17 protein-coding genes are annotated in these 19,315 nt (G+C 61.1%); 8 read left to right on the top strand and 9 right to left on the bottom strand.

What is annotated here, in order from left to right:
* The first annotated feature begins 163 nt into the window (after nucleotides 1-163).
* The gene (gene metH, locus M2397_RS14525) at nucleotides 164-3,874 is read left to right on the top strand and encodes a methionine synthase (protein WP_259243767.1); all 3,711 of its coding nucleotides are present in this window, start codon (nucleotides 164-166) and stop codon (nucleotides 3,872-3,874) included.
* Nucleotides 3,875-3,926: 52 nt separating this feature from the next.
* Nucleotides 3,927-4,145, top strand: a complete 219-nt coding sequence (locus M2397_RS14520; RefSeq protein ID WP_027606482.1) for a DUF2970 domain-containing protein — start codon at nucleotides 3,927-3,929, stop codon at nucleotides 4,143-4,145.
* Here the strand turns inward: M2397_RS14520 and M2397_RS14515 are convergent.
* Nucleotides 4,142-5,209, bottom strand: a complete 1,068-nt coding sequence (locus M2397_RS14515) for an ABC transporter substrate-binding protein (protein WP_259243765.1) — start codon at nucleotides 5,207-5,209, stop codon at nucleotides 4,142-4,144. The genes M2397_RS14520 and M2397_RS14515 overlap by 4 nt on opposite strands.
* Before the next feature lie 422 nt (nucleotides 5,210-5,631).
* Here M2397_RS14515 and M2397_RS14510 point away from each other — a divergent pair, with 422 nt between their 5' ends.
* Both M2397_RS14510 and M2397_RS14505 read left to right on the top strand, forming a co-directional pair.
* Complete coding sequence (locus M2397_RS14510; RefSeq protein ID WP_167655460.1) at nucleotides 5,632-7,290, top strand: nitrite/sulfite reductase; 1,659 nt, start codon at nucleotides 5,632-5,634, stop codon at nucleotides 7,288-7,290.
* Nucleotides 7,274-7,768, top strand: a complete 495-nt coding sequence (locus M2397_RS14505) for a DUF934 domain-containing protein (protein WP_003235539.1) — start codon at nucleotides 7,274-7,276, stop codon at nucleotides 7,766-7,768. The genes M2397_RS14510 and M2397_RS14505 overlap by 17 nt, the downstream gene beginning before the upstream one ends.
* A gap of 370 nt (nucleotides 7,769-8,138) precedes the next feature.
* Here the strand turns inward: M2397_RS14505 and M2397_RS14500 are convergent, their stop codons facing one another.
* Nucleotides 8,139-8,543 (bottom strand): MerR family transcriptional regulator, encoded by a 405-nt coding sequence (locus tag M2397_RS14500; protein ID WP_131700657.1) that lies wholly within the window; start codon nucleotides 8,541-8,543, stop codon nucleotides 8,139-8,141.
* 71 nt (nucleotides 8,544-8,614) lie between these two features.
* Here M2397_RS14500 and M2397_RS14495 point away from each other — a divergent pair, with 71 nt between their 5' ends.
* On the top strand, nucleotides 8,615-9,847 hold the full coding sequence (locus tag M2397_RS14495; RefSeq protein ID WP_131700656.1) for an NADH:flavin oxidoreductase/NADH oxidase family protein: 1,233 nt from the start codon (nucleotides 8,615-8,617) through the stop codon (nucleotides 9,845-9,847).
* A gap of 77 nt (nucleotides 9,848-9,924) precedes the next feature.
* Nucleotides 9,925-11,649, top strand: a complete 1,725-nt coding sequence (gene poxB, locus M2397_RS14490) for a ubiquinone-dependent pyruvate dehydrogenase (RefSeq protein ID WP_131700655.1) — start codon at nucleotides 9,925-9,927, stop codon at nucleotides 11,647-11,649.
* A 117-nt stretch (nucleotides 11,650-11,766) separates the two neighbouring features.
* Here the strand turns inward: poxB and M2397_RS14485 are convergent, their stop codons facing one another.
* Nucleotides 11,767-12,324, bottom strand: coding sequence for an NADPH-dependent FMN reductase (locus M2397_RS14485; protein ID WP_131700654.1), 558 nt, complete (start codon nucleotides 12,322-12,324; stop codon nucleotides 11,767-11,769).
* Between the two features lie 227 nt (nucleotides 12,325-12,551).
* On the opposite strand from M2397_RS14485, the gene M2397_RS14480 reads away from it, so the two are divergent.
* Entirely contained in the window at nucleotides 12,552-12,788 is a 237-nt protein-coding gene (locus tag M2397_RS14480; protein ID WP_065927911.1) for a hypothetical protein, read from the top strand.
* Between the two features lie 63 nt (nucleotides 12,789-12,851).
* On the opposite strand, the gene M2397_RS14475 is transcribed toward M2397_RS14480, so the two are convergent.
* Entirely contained in the window at nucleotides 12,852-13,196 is a 345-nt protein-coding gene (locus M2397_RS14475) for a hypothetical protein (protein ID WP_131700653.1), read from the bottom strand.
* Nucleotides 13,197-13,377: 181 nt separating this feature from the next.
* On the opposite strand from M2397_RS14475, the gene M2397_RS14470 reads away from it, so the two are divergent.
* Nucleotides 13,378-14,271 carry a LysR substrate-binding domain-containing protein gene (locus M2397_RS14470; protein ID WP_131700652.1) on the top strand — a complete coding sequence of 298 codons (894 nt, stop codon included), beginning with the start codon at nucleotides 13,378-13,380 and terminating at the stop codon, nucleotides 14,269-14,271.
* Here M2397_RS14470 and M2397_RS14465 read toward each other — a convergent pair.
* From M2397_RS14465 to M2397_RS14445, 5 genes are all read right to left on the bottom strand, one after another.
* Nucleotides 14,268-14,849: a GNAT family N-acetyltransferase gene (locus M2397_RS14465; protein WP_131700651.1), complete on the bottom strand. Its 582-nt coding sequence runs from the start codon at nucleotides 14,847-14,849 to the stop codon at nucleotides 14,268-14,270. The two genes, M2397_RS14470 and M2397_RS14465, sit on opposite strands and share 4 nt — an antisense overlap.
* A gap of 8 nt (nucleotides 14,850-14,857) precedes the next feature.
* The gene (locus M2397_RS14460; RefSeq protein ID WP_259243760.1) at nucleotides 14,858-17,113 is read right to left on the bottom strand and encodes an Orn/Lys/Arg decarboxylase N-terminal domain-containing protein; all 2,256 of its coding nucleotides are present in this window, start codon (nucleotides 17,111-17,113) and stop codon (nucleotides 14,858-14,860) included.
* 86 nt (nucleotides 17,114-17,199) lie between these two features.
* Nucleotides 17,200-17,940, bottom strand: coding sequence for a DNA polymerase III subunit epsilon (dnaQ, locus tag M2397_RS14455; RefSeq protein WP_167655525.1), 741 nt, complete (start codon nucleotides 17,938-17,940; stop codon nucleotides 17,200-17,202).
* A gap of 82 nt (nucleotides 17,941-18,022) precedes the next feature.
* The gene (gene rnhA / locus M2397_RS14450) at nucleotides 18,023-18,475 is read right to left on the bottom strand and encodes a ribonuclease HI (protein WP_003173571.1); all 453 of its coding nucleotides are present in this window, start codon (nucleotides 18,473-18,475) and stop codon (nucleotides 18,023-18,025) included.
* A gap of 44 nt (nucleotides 18,476-18,519) precedes the next feature.
* Complete coding sequence (locus M2397_RS14445) at nucleotides 18,520-19,278, bottom strand: class I SAM-dependent methyltransferase (RefSeq protein ID WP_131700648.1); 759 nt, start codon at nucleotides 19,276-19,278, stop codon at nucleotides 18,520-18,522.
* Nucleotides 19,279-19,315: the final 37 nt, after the last annotated feature.

The raw sequence follows: 19,315 nt of genomic DNA, 5'->3' as shown, positions 1-19,315 counted from the left end.
ATCCGGTCCCGATTCAATACGTGCGATTTAAAGTGGCGGTGATTCTAGCGGGCCATGCCCTCCATCAACATGAACGATATTCATGCAAAACCTGGACATGCCGCAAATCCGCACAGGTTTGTTATGATCCACGCCCTCCGTAATGCCTGACCAGAGTAGTCCCATGTCCGATCGTAGCGCTCGTCTGCAAGCCCTTCACCACGCCCTCAAGGAACGCATCCTGATCCTCGACGGCGGCATGGGCACGATGATCCAGAGCTATAAACTGGAAGAACATGACTACCGCGGCAAGCGCTTCGCCGACTGGCCGAGCGACGTCAAGGGCAACAACGACCTGCTGGTGCTCACCCGCCCGGACGTGATCGGCGGGATCGAGAAGGCCTACCTGGACGCCGGTGCCGACATCCTCGAGACCAACACCTTCAACGCCACCCGTATCTCCATGGCCGACTACGGCATGGAAGAGCTGGCCTATGAACTGAACGTCGAAGGCGCACGCCTGGCACGCAAGATCGCCGATGCCAAGACCGCCGAGAACCCGGCCAAGCCGCGCTTCGTTGCCGGCGTCCTCGGACCGACCAGCCGCACCTGCTCGCTGTCGCCCGATGTGAACAACCCCGGCTACCGCAACGTCACCTTCGATGAACTGGTGGAGAACTACACCGAGGCCACCAAAGGCCTGATCGAGGGCGGCGCCGACCTGATCCTGATCGAGACCATCTTCGACACCCTCAACGCCAAGGCTGCGATCTTCGCCGTACAGGGTGTGTTCGAAGCGCTCGGTATCGAATTGCCGATCATGATCTCCGGCACCATCACCGACGCCTCCGGCCGTACCTTGTCGGGCCAGACCACTGAAGCCTTCTGGAACTCGGTCGCCCACGCCAAGCCGATTTCCGTGGGCCTGAACTGCGCCCTCGGCGCCAGCGAGCTGCGCCCTTACCTGGAAGAGCTGTCCAACAAAGCCAACACCCACGTGTCTGCGCACCCGAACGCCGGCTTGCCCAACGAGTTCGGCGAATACGACGAACTGCCGTCGGAAACCGCCAAGGTCATCGAAGAGTTCGCCCAGAGCGGCTTCCTCAATATCGTCGGCGGCTGCTGCGGCACCACTCCGGGCCATATTGAAGCCATCGCCAAGGCCGTGGCCGGCTACGCGCCGCGCCCGATCCCGGACATCCCCAAGGCTTGCCGCCTGTCGGGCCTGGAGCCGTTCACGATTGATCGCAGTTCGTTGTTCGTCAACGTCGGCGAGCGCACCAACATCACCGGTTCTGCGCGTTTCGCCCGCTTGATCCGGGAAGACAACTACACCGAAGCCCTGGAAGTCGCCCTGCAGCAGGTGGAAGCCGGCGCCCAGGTGATCGACATCAACATGGACGAGGGCATGCTCGATTCGAAGAAGGCCATGGTGACCTTCCTCAATCTGATTGCCGGCGAGCCGGACATCTCCCGCGTACCGATCATGATCGACTCCTCCAAGTGGGAAGTGATCGAAGCCGGCCTCAAGTGCATCCAGGGCAAGGGCATCGTCAACTCCATCAGCATGAAGGAAGGCGTCGAGCAGTTCATTCACCACGCCAAGCTGTGCAAGCGCTACGGCGCCGCCGTAGTGGTGATGGCCTTCGACGAAGCCGGCCAGGCCGACACCGAAGCGCGCAAGAAGGAAATCTGCAAACGGTCCTACGACATCCTGGTGAATGAAGTCGGCTTCCCGCCGGAAGACATCATCTTCGACCCGAACATCTTCGCGGTCGCCACCGGTATCGAGGAGCACAACAACTACGCCGTCGACTTCATCAACGCCTGCGCCTATATCCGCGACGAGCTGCCGTACGCGCTGACCTCCGGCGGCGTGTCCAACGTGTCGTTCTCGTTCCGCGGCAATAACCCGGTGCGTGAGGCGATCCACTCGGTGTTCCTGCTGTACGCGATCCGCAACGGCCTGACCATGGGTATCGTCAACGCCGGCCAGTTGGAGATCTACGACCAGATCCCGGCCGAGCTGCGCGATGCCGTGGAAGATGTAGTCCTCAACCGCACCCCGGAAGGCACCGACGCCCTCCTCGCCATCGCCGACAAGTACAAGGGCGACGGCAGCGTAAAAGAGGCCGAGACCGAAGAATGGCGCGGCTGGCCGGTCAACAAGCGCCTGGAACACGCGCTGGTCAAGGGCATCACCACCCATATCGTCGAAGACACCGAAGAATCGCGGCAGTCGTTCGCGCGTCCGATCGAAGTGATCGAAGGCCCGTTGATGTCTGGTATGAACATCGTTGGCGACCTGTTCGGCGCCGGCAAGATGTTCCTGCCCCAGGTGGTGAAATCCGCCCGCGTGATGAAGCAGGCCGTGGCCCACTTGATCCCGTTCATCGAGCTGGAAAAAGGCGACAAGCCGGAAGCCAAGGGCAAGATCCTGATGGCCACGGTGAAAGGCGACGTGCATGACATCGGCAAGAACATCGTCGGCGTGGTGCTCGGTTGCAACGGCTATGACATCGTCGACCTCGGCGTGATGGTGCCGGCCGAGAAGATCCTGCAGGTGGCCAAGGAGCAGAAGTGCGACATTATCGGGCTGTCCGGCCTGATCACGCCGTCCCTGGACGAGATGGTGCATGTGGCCCGCGAGATGCAGCGCCAGGACTTCCACCTGCCGCTGATGATCGGCGGCGCGACCACCTCCAAGGCGCACACGGCGGTGAAGATCGAGCCCAAGTACAGCAACGATGCAGTGATCTACGTCACCGACGCCTCCCGCGCGGTGGGCGTGGCCACGCAGCTGCTGTCCAAGGAACTGAAGGCCGGCTTCGTCGAGAAGACCCGCCTGGAATACATCGACGTGCGTGAGCGCACCTCCAACCGCAGCGCGCGCACCGAACGCCTGAGCTACCCGGCGGCCATCGCCAAGAAGCCGCAGTTCGACTGGAGCACCTACGCGCCGGTCAAGCCCACCTTCACCGGTTCCCGGGTACTGGACAATATCGACCTCAACGTCCTGGCCGAGTACATCGACTGGACCCCGTTCTTTATCTCCTGGGACCTGGCCGGCAAGTTCCCGCGCATCCTTACCGATGAAGTGGTGGGTGAAGCCGCCACCGCGCTGTACGCCGACGCCCAGGAAATGCTCAGGAAGCTGATCGACGAAAAACTCATCAGCGCCCGTGCGGTGTTCGGTTTCTGGCCGACCAACCAGGTGCAGGACGATGACCTGGAAGTCTACGGTGAAGACGGCCAGCCGATTGCCAGGCTGCATCACCTGCGCCAGCAGATCATCAAGACCGACGGCAAGCCGAACTTCTCCCTGGCCGACTTCGTGGCACCAAAAGACAGCGGCGTGACCGACTACATCGGTGGTTTCATCACCACCGCCGGCATCGGCGCCGAAGAAGTGGCCAAGGCTTACCAGGACGCCGGCGACGACTACAACTCGATCATGGTCAAGGCCCTGGCCGACCGCCTGGCCGAGGCCTGTGCCGAGTGGCTGCACCAGCAGGTGCGTAAGGAACACTGGGGCTACGCCAAGGACGAGCAACTGGATAATGAGGCGCTGATCAAGGAGCAATACAGCGGCATCCGCCCTGCCCCCGGTTACCCGGCGTGTCCGGATCACACCGAGAAAGCCCAGTTGTTCCAACTGCTCGACCCCGAGGCCCGCGAAATGCACGCTGGGCGCAGCGGAGTGTTCCTCACCGAGCATTACGCGATGTTCCCGGCGGCGGCGGTCAGCGGCTGGTACTTCGCCCACCCGCAGGCGCAGTACTTTGCCGTGGGCAAGGTCGACAAGGACCAGGTAACCAGCTACACCGCGCGCAAGGGCCAGGACCTGGCCGTGACCGAGCGCTGGCTGGCGCCGAACCTGGGTTACGACAACTAAGCCGGCCTGGATTGTCTATGCTGTCCTTCACACACCTTGTGTCGAGGGATGTATGGACGATCCAGTCAACAACAAACCGCCGACCTTCTGGCAGATGCTCCACAGCGTCATGGCCGCCGCCTTTGGCGTGCAGAGCGGCAAAAATCGCGCGCGGGACTTCACCCACGGCAAGCCCAGCCACTTCGTGATCCTGGGCATTCTGTTTACGGCGGTGTTTGCCTTGACCTTGTTTGGAATCGTCAAGTTGGTGCTGCACCTGGCCGGCGTCTAGCGCAGTAACAGGTGCAGGCTGAACGGGTAACGATAGGACGCCGGCTTACCCTGGGCGGACAGCGCGCGAAAATTCACCGACGGTGTCGGCCCCAACAAGCGCCGCGCCTGGCCGGCATCGATCAATTGGAACAAGGCCAACTGACGGTCGCGCCCGCCGTATGCGCCAATGTCCAGGCCCTTGGCATCATCATGAACCAATACCATGGCCCAGCCACCGACGGTGAAATGCCCGGCGACCAAGGATGATAAGCGTCCGTCCAATCGCGCCTGCAAGATCTCCGGCGAACTGTTGAGTGCGCTGAACAGCACATCCTTACCCGGCAACCGTCCACTGGCCTGCAACGCTTGCATGGCACCCAGTGCCATCTGATCGTTGGCCGACCACACCAGCGCCGTCTGCGGGTAGCGCTTGAACAGTTGCGTCGCTTGCTCGAAGGCGCGTTCGCGGCTCCACTCACCGTAGACCAACTGACGCAGGCGCACCTCGGGATGCTCGGCCAGCGCCCGCCGCATGCCTCGCTCACGCAGTTGCGCGACCGGCGTGGTCTTGACGCCGGAAAAGGCCAGCAGATCGAGGGATTGGCCGGGGCCAACCGGGCCGTGCTGGCGCAACAGGTCACGGAGCATCAGGTAACCAGCCTGTTCATCGTCAGCGACCAGGCTGCCGATCAAACGGATGCCACGGCGGGCTCCCAGCAATTGCTCCTGATCGGGGGTCAGCGCACTGTTCACGAGCAGCAGCTTGACGCCACTGCCCTCGGCCATGCGCAGGATCTGCGGCGCAACGTACTGCTCATTCACCAGTATCAGGTAATCAGGCCGCTGGCTGCCTTGCAGCACCTCACGCGCCTGGAGCAGCGTGTTGTCGGTACTACGCTCGCCATAACGCACACGCAAATCCAGGCCGAGGTCCTTGGCGGCGGCCTGCATGAATTGCGTGTAGCTGACCCAGAAGGTTTCCGTCGACATGCCCGGATTGAGAAACACCACCGACGTTGCATGAGCCATCACCCCATACGTCGATCCCAGCAACCAGAAATACGTAATCAACACCTTCAACATGGATGCTTGAGCCTCGAAAATAGGCCGCCATGATAGTGGCAATGCCTGAACCAATCGAGGCTCAATCAACGTCCTTTATTGGTGGCTGACCCAGAATACGGCCGTTCCCACCACCAGAATGATCAAGAACAGAATGGCCCAGGCATCGACGGTACTGTCAGGTTTACGGGCTTTTGTCGGATTGCTCATTGCATCGCCTCTTGTCGGTTTTATAGGTGATTGCACTCAAACACGCTCACAGTAAAGTTCACGATTGCCCGCATGACAAATGTGGGTATCACGATAACCCTTCTCATTAGTCATTTTGGTTATGTGCATATACTCAAACATCACTTTTGCGCATAAACGCAAACTGGTATCGTGCGCCGGCTCCGTTGGGAGTGCGCGGCCGTGCGCGCAGATTTGCCGAGAACAGGACCTATATGTACGTATACGACGAATACGATCAGCGCATCATCGAGGACCGCGTCAAGCAGTTCCGTGATCAGACCCGACGCTACCTAGCAGGTGAACTGAGCGAAGAAGAGTTCCGCCCTCTGCGCCTGCAAAATGGCCTTTATGTTCAGCGCTTTGCGCCGATGCTGCGGGTGGCCGTGCCTTATGGCCAACTGACTTCGCGCCAGACCCGCATGATGGCCAAGATTGCCCGCGACTTCGACAAAGGCTATGCCCACATCAGTACCCGCCAGAACGTGCAGTTCAACTGGCCGGCCCTGGAAGATGTGCCGGATATCCTGGCTGAACTGGCCACCGTGCAGATGCACGCCATTCAGACCAGCGGTAACTGCCTGCGCAACGTGACCACCGACCAATTCGCCGGAGTTGCCGCCGACGAGCTGATCGACCCACGCCCGTGGTGTGAAATCGTCCGTCAATGGACCACCTTCCACCCCGAGTTCGCCTACCTGCCCCGCAAGTTCAAGATCGCCATCAATGGCTCGAGCTCGGACCGTGCAGCCATCGAAGTACACGATATCGGCCTGGAGCCGGTGTACAACGCGGCCGGCGAGCTGGGTTTCCGTGTCCTGGTGGGTGGCGGCCTGGGCCGTACCCCGGTGGTCGGTGCTTTTATCAACGAGTTCCTGCCATGGCAGGACCTGTTGAGCTACCTCGACGCCATCCTGCGGGTCTACAACCGCTACGGCCGTCGTGACAACAAGTACAAGGCGCGGATCAAGATCCTCGTCAAGGCGCTGACCCCTGAGGTGTTCGCCCAAAAAGTCGATGCCGAGATGGAGCACCTGCGCGGCGGCCAGACCACCCTGACCGAAGCCGAAGTGCACCGTGTGGCCAAGCACTTCGTCGACCCTGAGTACAAGGCCCTGAGCAATCAGGACGCCGAACTCGCAGCGCTCGACCAGCAGCACCCAGGCTTTGCCCGCTGGCGCACCCGCAACACCCTGGCGCACAAAAAGCCGGGCTATGTGGCGGTGACCCTGTCGCTGAAACCGACCGGTGTTGCACCGGGCGACATCACCGACAAACAGCTGGACGCCGTCGCCGACCTGGCCGAGCGCTACAGCTTTGGCCAGCTGCGCACCTCCCACGAGCAGAACATCATTCTCGCGGACGTTGAGCAGGGCCAACTGTTCACCCTGTGGGGCGAGCTGCGCGAAGGCGGTTTCGCCACGCCGAACATCGGCCTGCTGACCGACATCATCTGCTGCCCGGGCGGCGACTTCTGCTCCCTGGCCAACGCCAAGTCGATCCCGATTGCCGAATCGATCCAGCGCCGTTTCGACGACCTGGACTACCTGTTCGACATCGGCGAGCTGGACCTGAACATCTCCGGTTGCATGAACGCCTGTGGTCACCACCACGTCGGCCACATCGGCATCCTGGGCGTGGACAAGAAAGGCGAAGAATTCTACCAAGTGTCCCTGGGTGGCAGCGCCAGCCGCGATGCGAGCCTGGGCAAGATCCTTGGCCCATCCTTCGCCCAGGAAGCCATGCCCGAGGTGATCGGCAAGCTGATCGACGTGTACATCGAACAGCGCACCGAAGATGAGCGTTTCATCGACACCTACCAGCGCATCGGCATTGACCTGTTCAAGGAGCGCGTCTATGCAGCGAATCATTAAGAACAACGAAGTCCTCGACGAAACCTGGCACCTGCTGCCCAAGGACGCGAGCTTCGACGGCATTTCCAACTGCGACGACCTGATCGTGCCGCTGGCGCTGTGGCGCGAACATGGCCACGCCCTCAAGGCTCGCGACGGCGGCCTGGGTGTTTGGCTGGACGCCGATGAAGAAGCCGAGGAGATCGGCGCAGACGTGGAACACTTCCAGGTCATCGCCCTGAACTTCCCGGCCTTCACCGACGGTCGCAACTACTCCAACGCACGATTGCTGCGTGACCGCTATGGTTACAAAGGCGAGCTGCGGGCGATTGGCGACGTGTTGCGCGACCAACTGTTCTACCTGCGCCGTTGCGGGTTCGATGCCTTCGCCTTGCGCGCCGACAAAGACCCGTACGAAGCGCTGGAAAGCCTCAAGGACTTCTCGGTGACGTACCAGGCTGCAACGGACGAACCGCTGCCGCTGTTCCGTCGGCGCTGAGCATCAAATGTGGGAGGGGGGGGTTGCTCCCGTGACGGCTCTGGAGCTGACAACTCTGTAACTGATGCCCCGCGCTAAATGTGGGAGGGGCGGTGCGACGATTCGACTTGCTCCCGATGGCGGCCTCTGGGCCGCCCATGTGCTTGGGTTGGAATGAGTACATATCCATTGCTGCGGTAACGGCTACTTATGGTTTCGCTCTTACAGCGAATCACTTTTGGAGAGGCCCAAAAGTAAGCCAATGTATGGTCAGCCCACCCCCTGGCCGCCTGAGATCAAGATCTAAAGCAAGATCAAGGGCGACTCGCTTCGCATCGTGGTTAGCGTTGGCTGCTACGTTGTGTCGATACCTATACTCATCGAAGCTTGTTCAGGCACCGATCTTAATCGACGCCAGCACCTGCTTCTGCCCCATGGAGCACGGCACGCCTTCCGGCTGCGCCCGGACCGCGTCGATCACGCCCAGCAACTGCGCCTTGCTATGAGCCAACTGCGCCTGCATCGCCTCGATCTGCGTCACCTTGCGCTCCAGCGCCTCGATCAACTCCTCGCGCTTGTGCTCCCCCGGCGCGGGCATTAGCGCCTTGAGTTCCTGCAAGGTAAACCCGGCCTGCTGTGCGCTCTGGATCAGTTGCAGCGTTTGCAGGGCATCGGGCGCATAGCGTCGATACCCGTTGGCCTGGCGCCCCACCTGGCTGATCAACCCTTCGGACTCATAGAAGCGGATACGCGACGCCGCCAACCCACTCTGCTTTGCCAGCTCACCAATATTCATCAAAACGCCCGCTTGACATTAAAGTTAACTTTAAGCTTAGCCTGAGGCCTCCCAAGCTCCGGAGTCAACTCATGTCACCCTTCGACCCCTTGCAACTGCCCAATGGCCAGGTCCTCGCCAATCGCATCGCCAAGGCAGCGATGGAAGAGAATATGGCGGACGCCGATCAAGCGCCTTCCCGTGAATTGAAGCAGCTGTACACCGCCTGGGCCAACGGCGAGCCCGGCCTGCTGTTGACTGGCAATGTGATGATCGACCGCCGTGCCATGACCGGTCCCGGCGGCGTTGCCCTCGAAGACGAACAGCATCTGGACAGCTTTCGCGAATGGGCCGATGTGGCCCGCGACAAGGGTGTGCACTTTTGGGTACAGCTCAGTCATCCGGGACGCCAGACCATGGCCAACCTCGGCCAGCAAGCCCTGGCGCCCTCCGCGATTGCACTGGACCTCGGCAGCTTTTCGAAGATGTTTGCCAAGCCCAGGGCCATGACCGAGGACGACATTCAAGACGTGATCAAACGCTTCGCCACCAGCGCACGCCTGGCCGAGAAAGCCGGGTTCACCGGGGTGCAGATCCACGGCGCGCACGGTTACCTGCTCAGCCAGTTTCTCTCGCCGTTGAGCAACCACCGAACTGACCGCTGGGGTGGCTCGCTGGAGAACCGTGCGCGCCTACTGCTGGAGGTGATCCACGCGGTTCGCGCCAGCGTCAGCCCGTCATTTTGCGTCGCGGTAAAGCTCAACTCAGCGGATTTCCAGCGCGGCGGATTCGCAGAGGCCGATGCGCGTGCAGTGGTGGAGATGCTCAACCCCTTGCCCATCGACCTGCTGGAATTGTCCGGAGGCAGCTACGAAGCACCGGCCATGCAAGGCGATGCGCGGGACGGTCGCACCTTGGCCCGTGAAGCGTACTTCCTGGAGTTTGCCAAGGAACTGGCGACTATCGCCCGGATGCCGTTGATGGTCACCGGCGGCATTCGCCGCCTGCCCATCGTGCAGCAGGTGCTGGACAGCGGTATTGCCATGGCCGGCATTGCTACCGCCCTGACGCTGGAACCGCAACTGATCAAACACTGGCACGAGGGGCGCGACCTCAACCCGCAACTCAAACCGATCAGTTGGCAGCGCAAACCCTTGGCCGCCCTCGCCACCCTGGCCGTAGTGCGTGACCAGATGCGCCGCTTGAGCCGCGGCCGCTTGCCCAATGCCAAGGTCGCGCCGTGGCTGGCATTGGTGCGCGACCAATGGTTTATCGCCCGGCGCACCCGGCAATACCGCGCGGCCATGACGCAATCTTCACATTAAAGGCGGAGCATTCGCCGTGATCGAACTGTCCCCTATTGATCAGCCGCTTTTAACCTCACTGACGATTGGAGTTCTTCATGGCGAAAATCAACCTGGCCCAGCAATTGGCGACCACCCTTGAACAGGCGGGCATCAAGCGTATCTGGGGCCTGACCGGCGACAGCCTCAACGGCCTCACCGATGCCCTGCGCACCATGGACAGCATCGAGTGGATGCACGTGCGCCACGAAGAAGTCGCCGCATTCGCTGCCGGTGCCGAAGCGGCGGCCACGGGTGAACTGACCGTATGCGCCGGCAGTTGCGGACCGGGCAATCTGCACTTGATCAATGGCCTGTTCGACTGCCACCGCAATCATGTCCCTGTACTGGCGATTGCCGCACAAATTCCCTCCTCCGAGATCGGCCTGAACTACTTCCAGGAGACCCATCCCCAGGAACTGTTCAAAGAATGCAGCCACTTTATCGAGCTGGTCACCAACCCCGAGCAGATGCCCCACGTGCTGCACCGTGCCATGCGCTCGGCGATCCTCAATCGCGGCGTGGCGGTGGTGGTGATTCCGGGGGACGTGTCGTTGCTGGAGGTGGAAGACAAGCTCAAGCCCTGGCCGGCCCTGCACGCACCGCGCACCCTGCCGGCGGAACAGGACCTGCTGCGCCTGACCGAGATCCTTGAAAGCAGCGAGAAAGTCACCCTGCTCTGCGGCAGTGGCTGCGCCGGTGCCCACGATCAAGTGGTGGCCCTGGCCGACACGCTGGGGGCGCCGGTGGTGCACGCCCTGCGCGGCAAGGAGCATGTGGAGTGGGATAACCCGTTCGACGTGGGCATGACCGGCCTGATCGGCTTCAGCTCCGGTTACCACGCCATGCTCGACTGCGACACGCTGATCATGCTCGGCACTGACTTTCCGTACCGCCAGTTCTACCCCACCGACGCAAAAATCATCCAGGTTGATCGCAACCCGCAGGCCCTGGGGCGGCGCGCCACGCTGGACCTGGGAATCGCTGCCGATGTGAGCGAGACCCTCGGCGCGCTGCTGCCGCGCCTGACCCGCAAGACCGACCGCAGCTTCCTCGATACCTCGCTTAAGCACTACGAAAAAGCCCGCCAGGGCCTGGACGACCTGGCGCAACCGTCAAAGGCCAACCGGCCGATCCACCCGCAATACGTGGCGCGTCTGCTCAGCGAACTGGCGGACGACGATGCAATCTTCACCGCCGACGTGGGCTCGCCGACCGTGTGGGCCGCGCGCTACCTGAAAATGAATGGCAAGCGTCGCCTGATCGGCTCGTTCAACCACGGCTCCATGGCCAATGCCATGCCCCAGGCGATTGGCGCGCAGGCGGCCTTCCCTGGGCGCCAGGTGATCTCGATGTCCGGTGACGGCGGCTTTGCCATGCTGATGGGGGATTTCATTTCACTGGCGCAGCTGAAATTGCCCGTGAAAGTGATCGTGTTCGATAACTCGTCGCTGGGCTTTGTCGCCATGGAAATGAAGGCTGCGGGTTATCTGGATGCCGGCACCGAGCTGAAAAACCCGGACTTCGCCGCCATGTCCAACGCCATGGGCATCCTCGGCATTCGCGTGGAGCAATCCGAAGACCTGGAACCGGCCCTGCGCCGCGCCCTGGCCCATGATGGCCCGGTGCTGGTGGATGTGGTGACGGCCACCCAGGAACTGGTGATGCCGCCGAGCATCAAGCTGGAACAGGCCAAGGGCTTCAGCCTGTACATGCTTAAGGCGGTAATGAGTGGGCGCGGCGATGAGGTGATCGAGTTGGCGCGGACTAACTGGTTGCGCTGATCCAATACTGTGGGAGGGGCTTGTCCCCCGATTATGGTGTGTCAGCCAATGAATCCGGTGGCTGACAGAGAGCAATCGGGGGCAAGCCCCCTCCCACATTGGATAATGGGTGCCGATTCAAGCGCTCTGTTTTTCTACCCATTTGCCGTAGGCATCAATAAATGCCTGCAGGAAAGGCCTGGTCTTTTCCGACACCTTGCCGGACTCGTCAAACACGCTGCCCGCACCGCCCAGGTAGGCTTCCGGCTGCTGCATGCACGGCACATCAAGGAACACCAGGGATTGACGCAGATGGTGGTTGGCACCAAAACCGCCAACGGCGCCCGGCGATACGCTGATGATCGCCCCCGGCTTGCCGCTCCAGGCGCTTTGGCCATAAGGGCGGGAGCCTACATCAATCGCATTCTTCAACGGTGCGGGTACGGAGCGGTTGTACTCCGGTGTCACAAACAACACCGCGTCGGATGAACGTACTTGCTGACGGAAAGTACTGTAGGCTGCGGGCGGTGATGCCCCGTCGATGTCCTCGTTGTAGAGCGGCAAATCGCCAATTTCCACAATGTTCAACTTCAGGTTGGCGGGGGCCAGTTCGGCCAGTGCCAGGGCGACCTTGCGGTTGATCGAGTCTTTTCTCAAGCTGCCAACCAGAACGGCAATTGTGTAGACCTTGCTCATTGGGGTTTCCCGACGTGTGACTAAAGGAGCTTGTAGTTATAGAGGCTTCGCGGCGGGTGCACCAGAAGGTTTTGATAATCCTCCAGACGTTTGTCGCGCCAGTCGATGCGTAGGAACCGTCTGAAAACATCAGCGAATAGTATTTTTTTTCAATAGGTAAACTCCCTCTCTTTATGACGGTCTACACAACCGCATATCGAGTGTTTATCTCCAGAGGTTCTAAACAGATGGCAGCAGTATTAGTCGGACAGTTTCATGCCAGAGACGCAGAAGGACGCGTGTATTCGGTGCATGAGTTCCAGGAATCCAACCCGGCGCAAGGCGACCTGGCTGGCTCGGCACCCACCACCACCTACAAGCTGGCCATTGGCGACCGTGTAGAAAAACTGGAAGGCGATGAGTTCAAACTGATCCAGTCGGGGACCATTATCGTCCGCGAATCGCAAACCGTCCTCGCCTCATAAGATTGATCGCCCAGGCGTGCCTGCTCAGTCCTGGCCATTGACGGCATTGACTGGGTCGGGCGATCACGGGCTGCGAATCTCCGTCAATTCAGGTCCCTGCCCGCCGTCCACCTGCTTGAGCGTCACCATCAACCTGCCCCGCTCGCCTTCCACCTCGTACATCAAGCGTTTATAACCCGGTGCATTGTAGCCAGGGTACGCCACCACCTGCTTGACCAGCGTCATACCCAGCACCGTGCCGATGTGCTCGACTACCTGTTCCTGGGAAAGGATGAACGCTTCGAGTTCGAGGTTTTCCGGGGTTGATTCATCGTGATTGCTGAAGAGATAAGCAGCCACGCAGCCTACGGTCACCAGGACCAGCAGTTGCTTGACCGTTACCCCGAGAAATGTCGAGGGTAGAGGCATATGAGACCAGACCTGTTTTTGTTGTATGTGCCGGTAACCGGCATTGGTCGTTGATGATCAGACGAGCCATTCTAGTGAGGTCCTGGCTGAACGCCAGCGACATACACGACCCACACCGTCTTTTTTGCGCACGATGGCCTGCGCCATTGAATCCCCTCCGCGCTGCACATAGACTCCGGCCATGCGTTTACGTCATCTCGAAGTGATTCAAGCCATCCTGCAGACCGGACACCTCGGCACCGCCGCCGAATGGTTGCAGCTACCCGTGGGCGATGTAGACGCGGCACTCAAGGATGCCGAGCAGCAATTGGGTTTCATGCTGTTTGCCAGTGTGCGCGGGCGTTTGCAGGCGACACGGGAAACCCTGGAGCTGCAGGCAGAAATTGCCCACGTGTACGAAGCCCTGGAACCGGTGCAACGCCTGGCCAGCCGCCTGAAACACCATCACGCCCCCACCTTGCGCGCCTTGTGCACGCCGCCACTGGCCAATCAACTGCTGCCCCAGAGCATTGCGCTGCTGCGCCGACGCTTTCAGGACACACCGTGCAACCTGTCGAGCCAGCCGACCCGGGAAATCGTCCGCAGCCTGCTGCTGCACGAAGCCGACGTCGGCTTGAGCCTGTACGACCCGGAACACCCGCAAATCCATAGCACGGTGCTAGCCCAAGGCAAATTGCAATTGCTGGCGCCCCACGGCTGGCTCAAGCCCAAGCAGAAGTACATTGCGCTGCAAGACCTGGCCGGACAGTCGATGATCGGGCTCGAAGGACACGACCCGCTCAGCCGCCTGCTGGACGCCAAGCTCCAGGCCCTGCGCCCGCTGCCGGTGGTGCAGACGCGGGTGCAGACCTACCAGATGATGCGCAGCATGGTGGAAGCCGGCGAAGGCCTGGCGATTGTTGACCCGTTCACTGCGTTTGGCGCGCGCGAAGCGGGTCTGGATGCGTGCCCGGTGTCACCGCCGATCATGGTCAGCCTGTATGCGCTGACACTCAAGGATGGCGTGACCTCACCTGCGCTGAATGCGCTGCTGGAGATTGTCACGCAAAAGGCCCAAGGCCTGCTGGCGAGTTAAAACCGCTCGGCGTCGGTCTTGAACAACCGATACCAGAAAATCGCCACCTCGCGTGTTTGCGGGTCAATGCCGCGATAGCGCAGGTGGTCGATCCCGCCCATCACGTAGCCGCAACGCTCATACAGACGGCAGGCGCCCAGGTTGTTGTTCTGGGTTTCCAGCATCATGCCCGGCAGGTTTTTCTTGCGGCTCCAGAACTGCGCCACATCCAGCAGCGACTTGGCCACCCCATGCCGCCGGGCAGGCAAGGCCACCGCCAGTTCATCAACGTGGGCAAAGCCATTCCAATTGGTACTGACCACGATATGCCCGACCGCACGATCATCCAGGTAGGCCATGAAGATCGCACTGTCCGGCGCATCGCGGAAACTGGCGAACTCTTCCGGGTCGATGCCATAACACTTGCGGTACGGCACGATGCGTTCTACAGGCCATTGATCGACCCGCCTGCCCATCTCCGGCACACCATAGGCGTTGACCTCAAAGCTGAAATCATTGCCCCACACGTAGGCATCAAAGCCTTCATCGGCGACCCGCACACTGAGCCCTGGATACTTCGGGTTCATTACAGCTTGCATAAACATCCTTAACCCTTGATGCAATCGACGGTGTAACAACGACCACTGCCGTCATCTTCGTGTTGTAACCCATGAACATCGGCAACAAAACCGGGAAAACTGCTATCGAACGTCCGGGCAAACGCCAGGTAGTCAATGATCGACCGGGTCGACTCGGTAAAGCGCTCGCCCGGCATGATCAACGGAATGCCCGGCGGATAAGGCACCAGCATCACGGCTGCAATGCGTCCTGGCAAGGCATCAATGGAGACTGCCTCCACTTCGCCCCTTACCAATTGGTCATAGGCGTCGGCCGGTTTCATCGCGATTTCCGGCAACACCGTGTACATGTGCTTGAGGTGCTTGGCGGTGGCGTTGCTGCGGTAACAGCTGTGCAATTGGTCGCACAAGTCGCGCAAACCCAAGCCCTGATAACGGGCCGGGCCCTGGGCAAACACCGATGGCAAACAACTGGCGAGGCTGACATTCGCGTCGTAACTGCGCTTGAACTCCAGCAACTCGGTGAGCAAGGTACTCCATTTGCCCTTGGTGATGCCCATGGAAAACAACACGAGGAACGAATACAGCCCGGTCTTTTCCACCACCAGCCCGCGCTCCCAGAGGAATTTACTGACCACCGCGGCGGGAATACCGCACTCGCTCAAGGCGCCACCGGCAGTGAGGCCGGGCATTACCAAGGTTACTTTGATCGGGTCCAGCAGCACGTAGTCTTCGGCAACATCACCGAAGCCGTGCCAGTCATCCTGCGGCTGCAGCAGCCAATCCGCCGTGGCGACTAGGTCGATGCCCGCCACCGACGGCGGCTGCCAGATGGAGAACCACCAGTCTTCGGCGGCGATGTGTTGGCGCAGGTTGGCCAGGGCGCGGCGAAAACTCAGGGCCTCGTCGAACATTTCCTGCAGCAGCGAGCGCCCGGCCGGGCCTTCCATCATCGCCGAGGCCACGTCCAGCGAGGCGATGATGCTGTATTGCGGCGAGGTGGAGATATGCATCATGAAGGCTTCGTTGAAACGGTCACGGTCCAGTTGGCGCGCGCCGCCGTCCTGCACATGGATCATCGAAGCCTGGCTGAACGCCGCCAGCAGCTTGTGGGTGGAGTGAGTGGTGAACACCAGTGGGCTGTCCGGGGTGCGCGAGGTGCCCATGCCGTAGCGCCCGGTAAAGAACTCGTGGAAGGCCGCGTAGGCGTACCAGGCTTCGTCGAAGTGCAGCACCTCGACACTGTTGCCCAATTGCTGCTTGATCAGCTCGGCGTTGTAGCACAGGCCGTCGTAGGTGGAGTTGGTGACCACGGCCAGCTTTACCTTGGGTAGCCGGCCACGGGTCAAGGGGCTGGCGTCGATCTTGGCGCGGATCGATTCGGGGCTGAATTCGCTCAGGGGAATCGGACCGATGATGCCCAGCTCATTGCGTTCCGGGCACAGGTACAGCGGGATGGCACCGGTCATGATGATCGAGTGCAACACCGACTTGTGGCAGTTGCGGTCCACCAGCACCAGGTCATCGCGCCCGACCATGGAATGCCAGACGATCTTGTTGGCGGTGGACGTGCCATTGATCACGAAGAAGGTATGGTCAGCCCCGAAGTTACGCGCCGCACGGGCCTCGGCTTCAGCCAGGGGCCCGGTGTGATCGAGCAGCGAACCCAGTTCGGGCACCGAGACCGACAAGTCCGAGCGCAGGGTGTTTTCTCCGAAGAACTGATGAAACGCCTGCCCTACCGGGCTTTTGCGATAAGCCACGCCACCGCCATGGCCGGGGGTGTGCCAGGAATAGTTGGAGTCTGCCGTGTGTTGCACGAGGGCCTTGAAGAATGGCGGCAGCAGGCCATCCAGGTAAGTGCGGGCAGCACGGGCCACTTGGCGGGCGAGAAACGGCACGGTGTCTTCGAACAGGTAGAGAATGCCACGCAGTTGGTTGAGTTCACTCATGGCATCGGCCGGGGCGTTCTCCAGGGTGACCTGCTCGCCCAGGGCAAAGATCGGCAGGTTCGGCGCCCGCAGGCGGGCCAGGCGGATCAGCTCGACCATATTTTGCAGCAGGTGGGTATTCTCACCGGCGCCTTCGGCGGCAATCAGCATGCACGCCAGGCCGTGATGGGTCGACGCCACCAACCGGCCTTCGGCGTAGTCCACGGCAGAAAAGATACTGAAGCCCTCTTGTTCCAACTCTCGGGCGATGCCGCGAACCCGGTCACCGGCAACGGTGTCGGCCTTGATGTCGCGGTGCACGATAAGCACGGGAAACTTCAGGTCTTTGTACATGAGTGCTTGTCGTCCTGAGGGCTATGCACTCAAGGGTAGAAGCTCGGGGACGATGACGCGAATGAAGATTCTGAAAGCAATGGAGATCAACTGTGGGTCAGTTGGGTCCACAACGCCGGCGCACCCGCCGACTTGGCAATAGCCTCCAACCGCGCCGCATGCTCGGCCAGATCCTGCTCGCTGGCACGGATGATGGTGGAGGGCTTGCGATCCGCCGGCAGGCGACGGATTTCCGAAGGGCGGTTGCCCGAGCCTTCCGCCGAGCCGGCACCATCGGAGGCGTTTCCCGCCAGGGACAAGCTGGTCTGCCCGCCAGTCATGGTCAGGTAAACGTCGGCGAGAATCTCGGAGTCGAGCAAGGCGCCGTGGAGTTCACGGCCGGAGTTGTCGACGCCATAACGCTTGCACAAGGCATCGAGGCTGTTGCGCTGGCCCGGGTGACGTTCACGGGCCATCATCAAGGTGTCGAGGATCGAGCAGTGCTGGGAAATGTCCGCGCGATCCATCTGCCCCATCAGGGCAAATTCGTTATTGATGAAGCCGACGTCGAACGCCGCGTTATGGATGATCAACTGGGCGCCGTTGATGAATTCGAAGAACTCATCGGCCACTTCGGCGAAACGCGGCTTGCCCTTGAGGAACTCGTCGGTGATGCCGTGGACGCCGATGGCGCCTTCGTCACTGTCACGGTCCGGTTGCAGGTAGACGTGGAAGTGACGACCGGTGAGGCGCCGACCCATGAGTTCGACACAGCCGATTTCAATGATCCGGTGGCCGTCGGTCACCGGCATGCCGGTGGTTTCGGTATCGAGTACAACAGATCGGATGGCCATCAGGGTTCAGCTCTCAACGGTGTGGTGTGCAGTGTGGTGTGAGTCAAGGGGCGCGATGTTAACACGTCAGCCAACATCAGCTCTGCTTGTAGCCCCGCACTTCGTCCACACCTCTATTGGCAAGCTGGTCGGCGCGCTCGTTACCCGGATGGCCGATGTGCCCGCGCACCCATTTCCAGGTGATGTCATGGCGGTTGCATTGCTCATCGAGCAATTGCCATAGGTCGGCATTCTTGACCGGTTCCTTCGCCGCGGTCTTCCAGCCGCGCTTCTTCCAGTTGACCATCCACTCGTTGATGCCTTTCATCACGTATTGCGAGTCGGTGACCAGCAGCACGTTGCAGCGGCGCTTGAGTTCTTCCAGGCCGCGAATGGCGCCCATCAGTTCCATGCGGTTGTTGGTGGTGTTGGCTTCGCCGCCCCACAACTCCTTCTCTACGCCCTTGCACACCAGCAAGGCGCCCCAGCCGCCGGGGCCGGGGTTGCCCTTGCAGGCGCCATCGGTGAAGAGTTCTACGCTATCGGTCATCGGTTACATCCATCAAAACAGGCAGGTCTGAAATCAAAAAAGTTCTACGGTTCGCTTTGGTTGCGGTTGACCTTGGCCATCGGCATCGGCACCAGTTTGCCCATGGGCTGGCGCAGCACCTGGCGCACCGGCCGCAGGCCGACCACGATCTTGCGCGCCACCAATAAATAGAAGCCGCCCCCCGACAGCTGCCACGCCCCTGCGCGGCGTTCCCAGCCGGCCAGACGGCCTTGCCACTTGGCCGAGGCAAGCGGCGGACGATAGCACCCGAAGCGGCGTTTCTCCAGTGCGAAGCCCAGCAGGTTCAGCCAGTCCCCGACCCGTGAGGGCGAGATGCAGCGCGCCTGGCGCAGGCCATCATGGGCGAACACATGCCGCAGCCCCCAACTGCTCCAAGGGTTGATGCCGACAATCAGCAAATGGCCACCAGGGCGCACACTGCTCGCCGCTTCACGCAACAGACCGTGGGGCGACAGGCAGAAATCCAGGCCATGCTGCAACACCACCACATCGGCGGCGTGCTCGCTCAACGGCCAGGCCTGCTCCTCGCACACAATCTCCACCCCCGGCAATGGCGCGCCCAGGCGCACATTGCGTTGCACCTGGGGTGCGGCGGGCGGGGTCTGGGCCGATGGGCCGTAATGCACCAGGTAGCCGCCAAAGAAACGGCCCAACTCGTCTTCGAGCATGCGCCGTTCTTCATCCAGCAGAAATTGCCCGATGGGCCCGGACAGCCATTCACGGGCTGCGCCGATCAGGGCCAGCCACTCAGGATCGGCCTGGGCGAACGCTTTATCAGTCATTGCATTCTCCAACTCGCCTAGACGTTCTAAGATGCAC

It is taken from the genome of Pseudomonas sp. BIGb0381 (assembly GCF_024809815.1).
Lineage (GTDB): Bacteria > Pseudomonadota > Gammaproteobacteria > Pseudomonadales > Pseudomonadaceae > Aquipseudomonas.
This window is presented reverse-complemented; position numbering and strand designations above follow the sequence as displayed.

What these genes read in the sequence shown, in the direction of transcription:
- metH (WP_259243767.1), top strand. Translation starts at nt 164, where the DNA reads ATGTCCGATCGTAGCGCTCGTCTGCAAGCCCTTCACCACGCCCTCAAG.
- M2397_RS14520 (WP_027606482.1), top strand. Translation starts at nt 3,927, where the DNA reads ATGGACGATCCAGTCAACAACAAACCGCCGACCTTCTGGCAGATGCTC.
- M2397_RS14515 (WP_259243765.1), bottom strand. Translation starts at nt 5,209, where the DNA reads ATGTTGAAGGTGTTGATTACGTATTTCTGGTTGCTGGGATCGACGTAT.
- M2397_RS14510 (WP_167655460.1), top strand. Translation starts at nt 5,632, where the DNA reads ATGTACGTATACGACGAATACGATCAGCGCATCATCGAGGACCGCGTC.
- M2397_RS14505 (WP_003235539.1), top strand. Translation starts at nt 7,274, where the DNA reads ATGCAGCGAATCATTAAGAACAACGAAGTCCTCGACGAAACCTGGCAC.
- M2397_RS14500 (WP_131700657.1), bottom strand. Translation starts at nt 8,543, where the DNA reads ATGAATATTGGTGAGCTGGCAAAGCAGAGTGGGTTGGCGGCGTCGCGT.
- M2397_RS14495 (WP_131700656.1), top strand. Translation starts at nt 8,615, where the DNA reads ATGTCACCCTTCGACCCCTTGCAACTGCCCAATGGCCAGGTCCTCGCC.
- poxB (WP_131700655.1), top strand. Translation starts at nt 9,925, where the DNA reads ATGGCGAAAATCAACCTGGCCCAGCAATTGGCGACCACCCTTGAACAG.
- M2397_RS14485 (WP_131700654.1), bottom strand. Translation starts at nt 12,324, where the DNA reads ATGAGCAAGGTCTACACAATTGCCGTTCTGGTTGGCAGCTTGAGAAAA.
- M2397_RS14480 (WP_065927911.1), top strand. Translation starts at nt 12,552, where the DNA reads ATGGCAGCAGTATTAGTCGGACAGTTTCATGCCAGAGACGCAGAAGGA.
- M2397_RS14475 (WP_131700653.1), bottom strand. Translation starts at nt 13,196, where the DNA reads ATGCCTCTACCCTCGACATTTCTCGGGGTAACGGTCAAGCAACTGCTG.
- M2397_RS14470 (WP_131700652.1), top strand. Translation starts at nt 13,378, where the DNA reads ATGCGTTTACGTCATCTCGAAGTGATTCAAGCCATCCTGCAGACCGGA.
- M2397_RS14465 (WP_131700651.1), bottom strand. Translation starts at nt 14,849, where the DNA reads ATGCAAGCTGTAATGAACCCGAAGTATCCAGGGCTCAGTGTGCGGGTC.
- M2397_RS14460 (WP_259243760.1), bottom strand. Translation starts at nt 17,113, where the DNA reads ATGTACAAAGACCTGAAGTTTCCCGTGCTTATCGTGCACCGCGACATC.
- rnhA (WP_003173571.1), bottom strand. Translation starts at nt 18,475, where the DNA reads ATGACCGATAGCGTAGAACTCTTCACCGATGGCGCCTGCAAGGGCAAC.
- M2397_RS14445 (WP_131700648.1), bottom strand. Translation starts at nt 19,278, where the DNA reads ATGACTGATAAAGCGTTCGCCCAGGCCGATCCTGAGTGGCTGGCCCTG.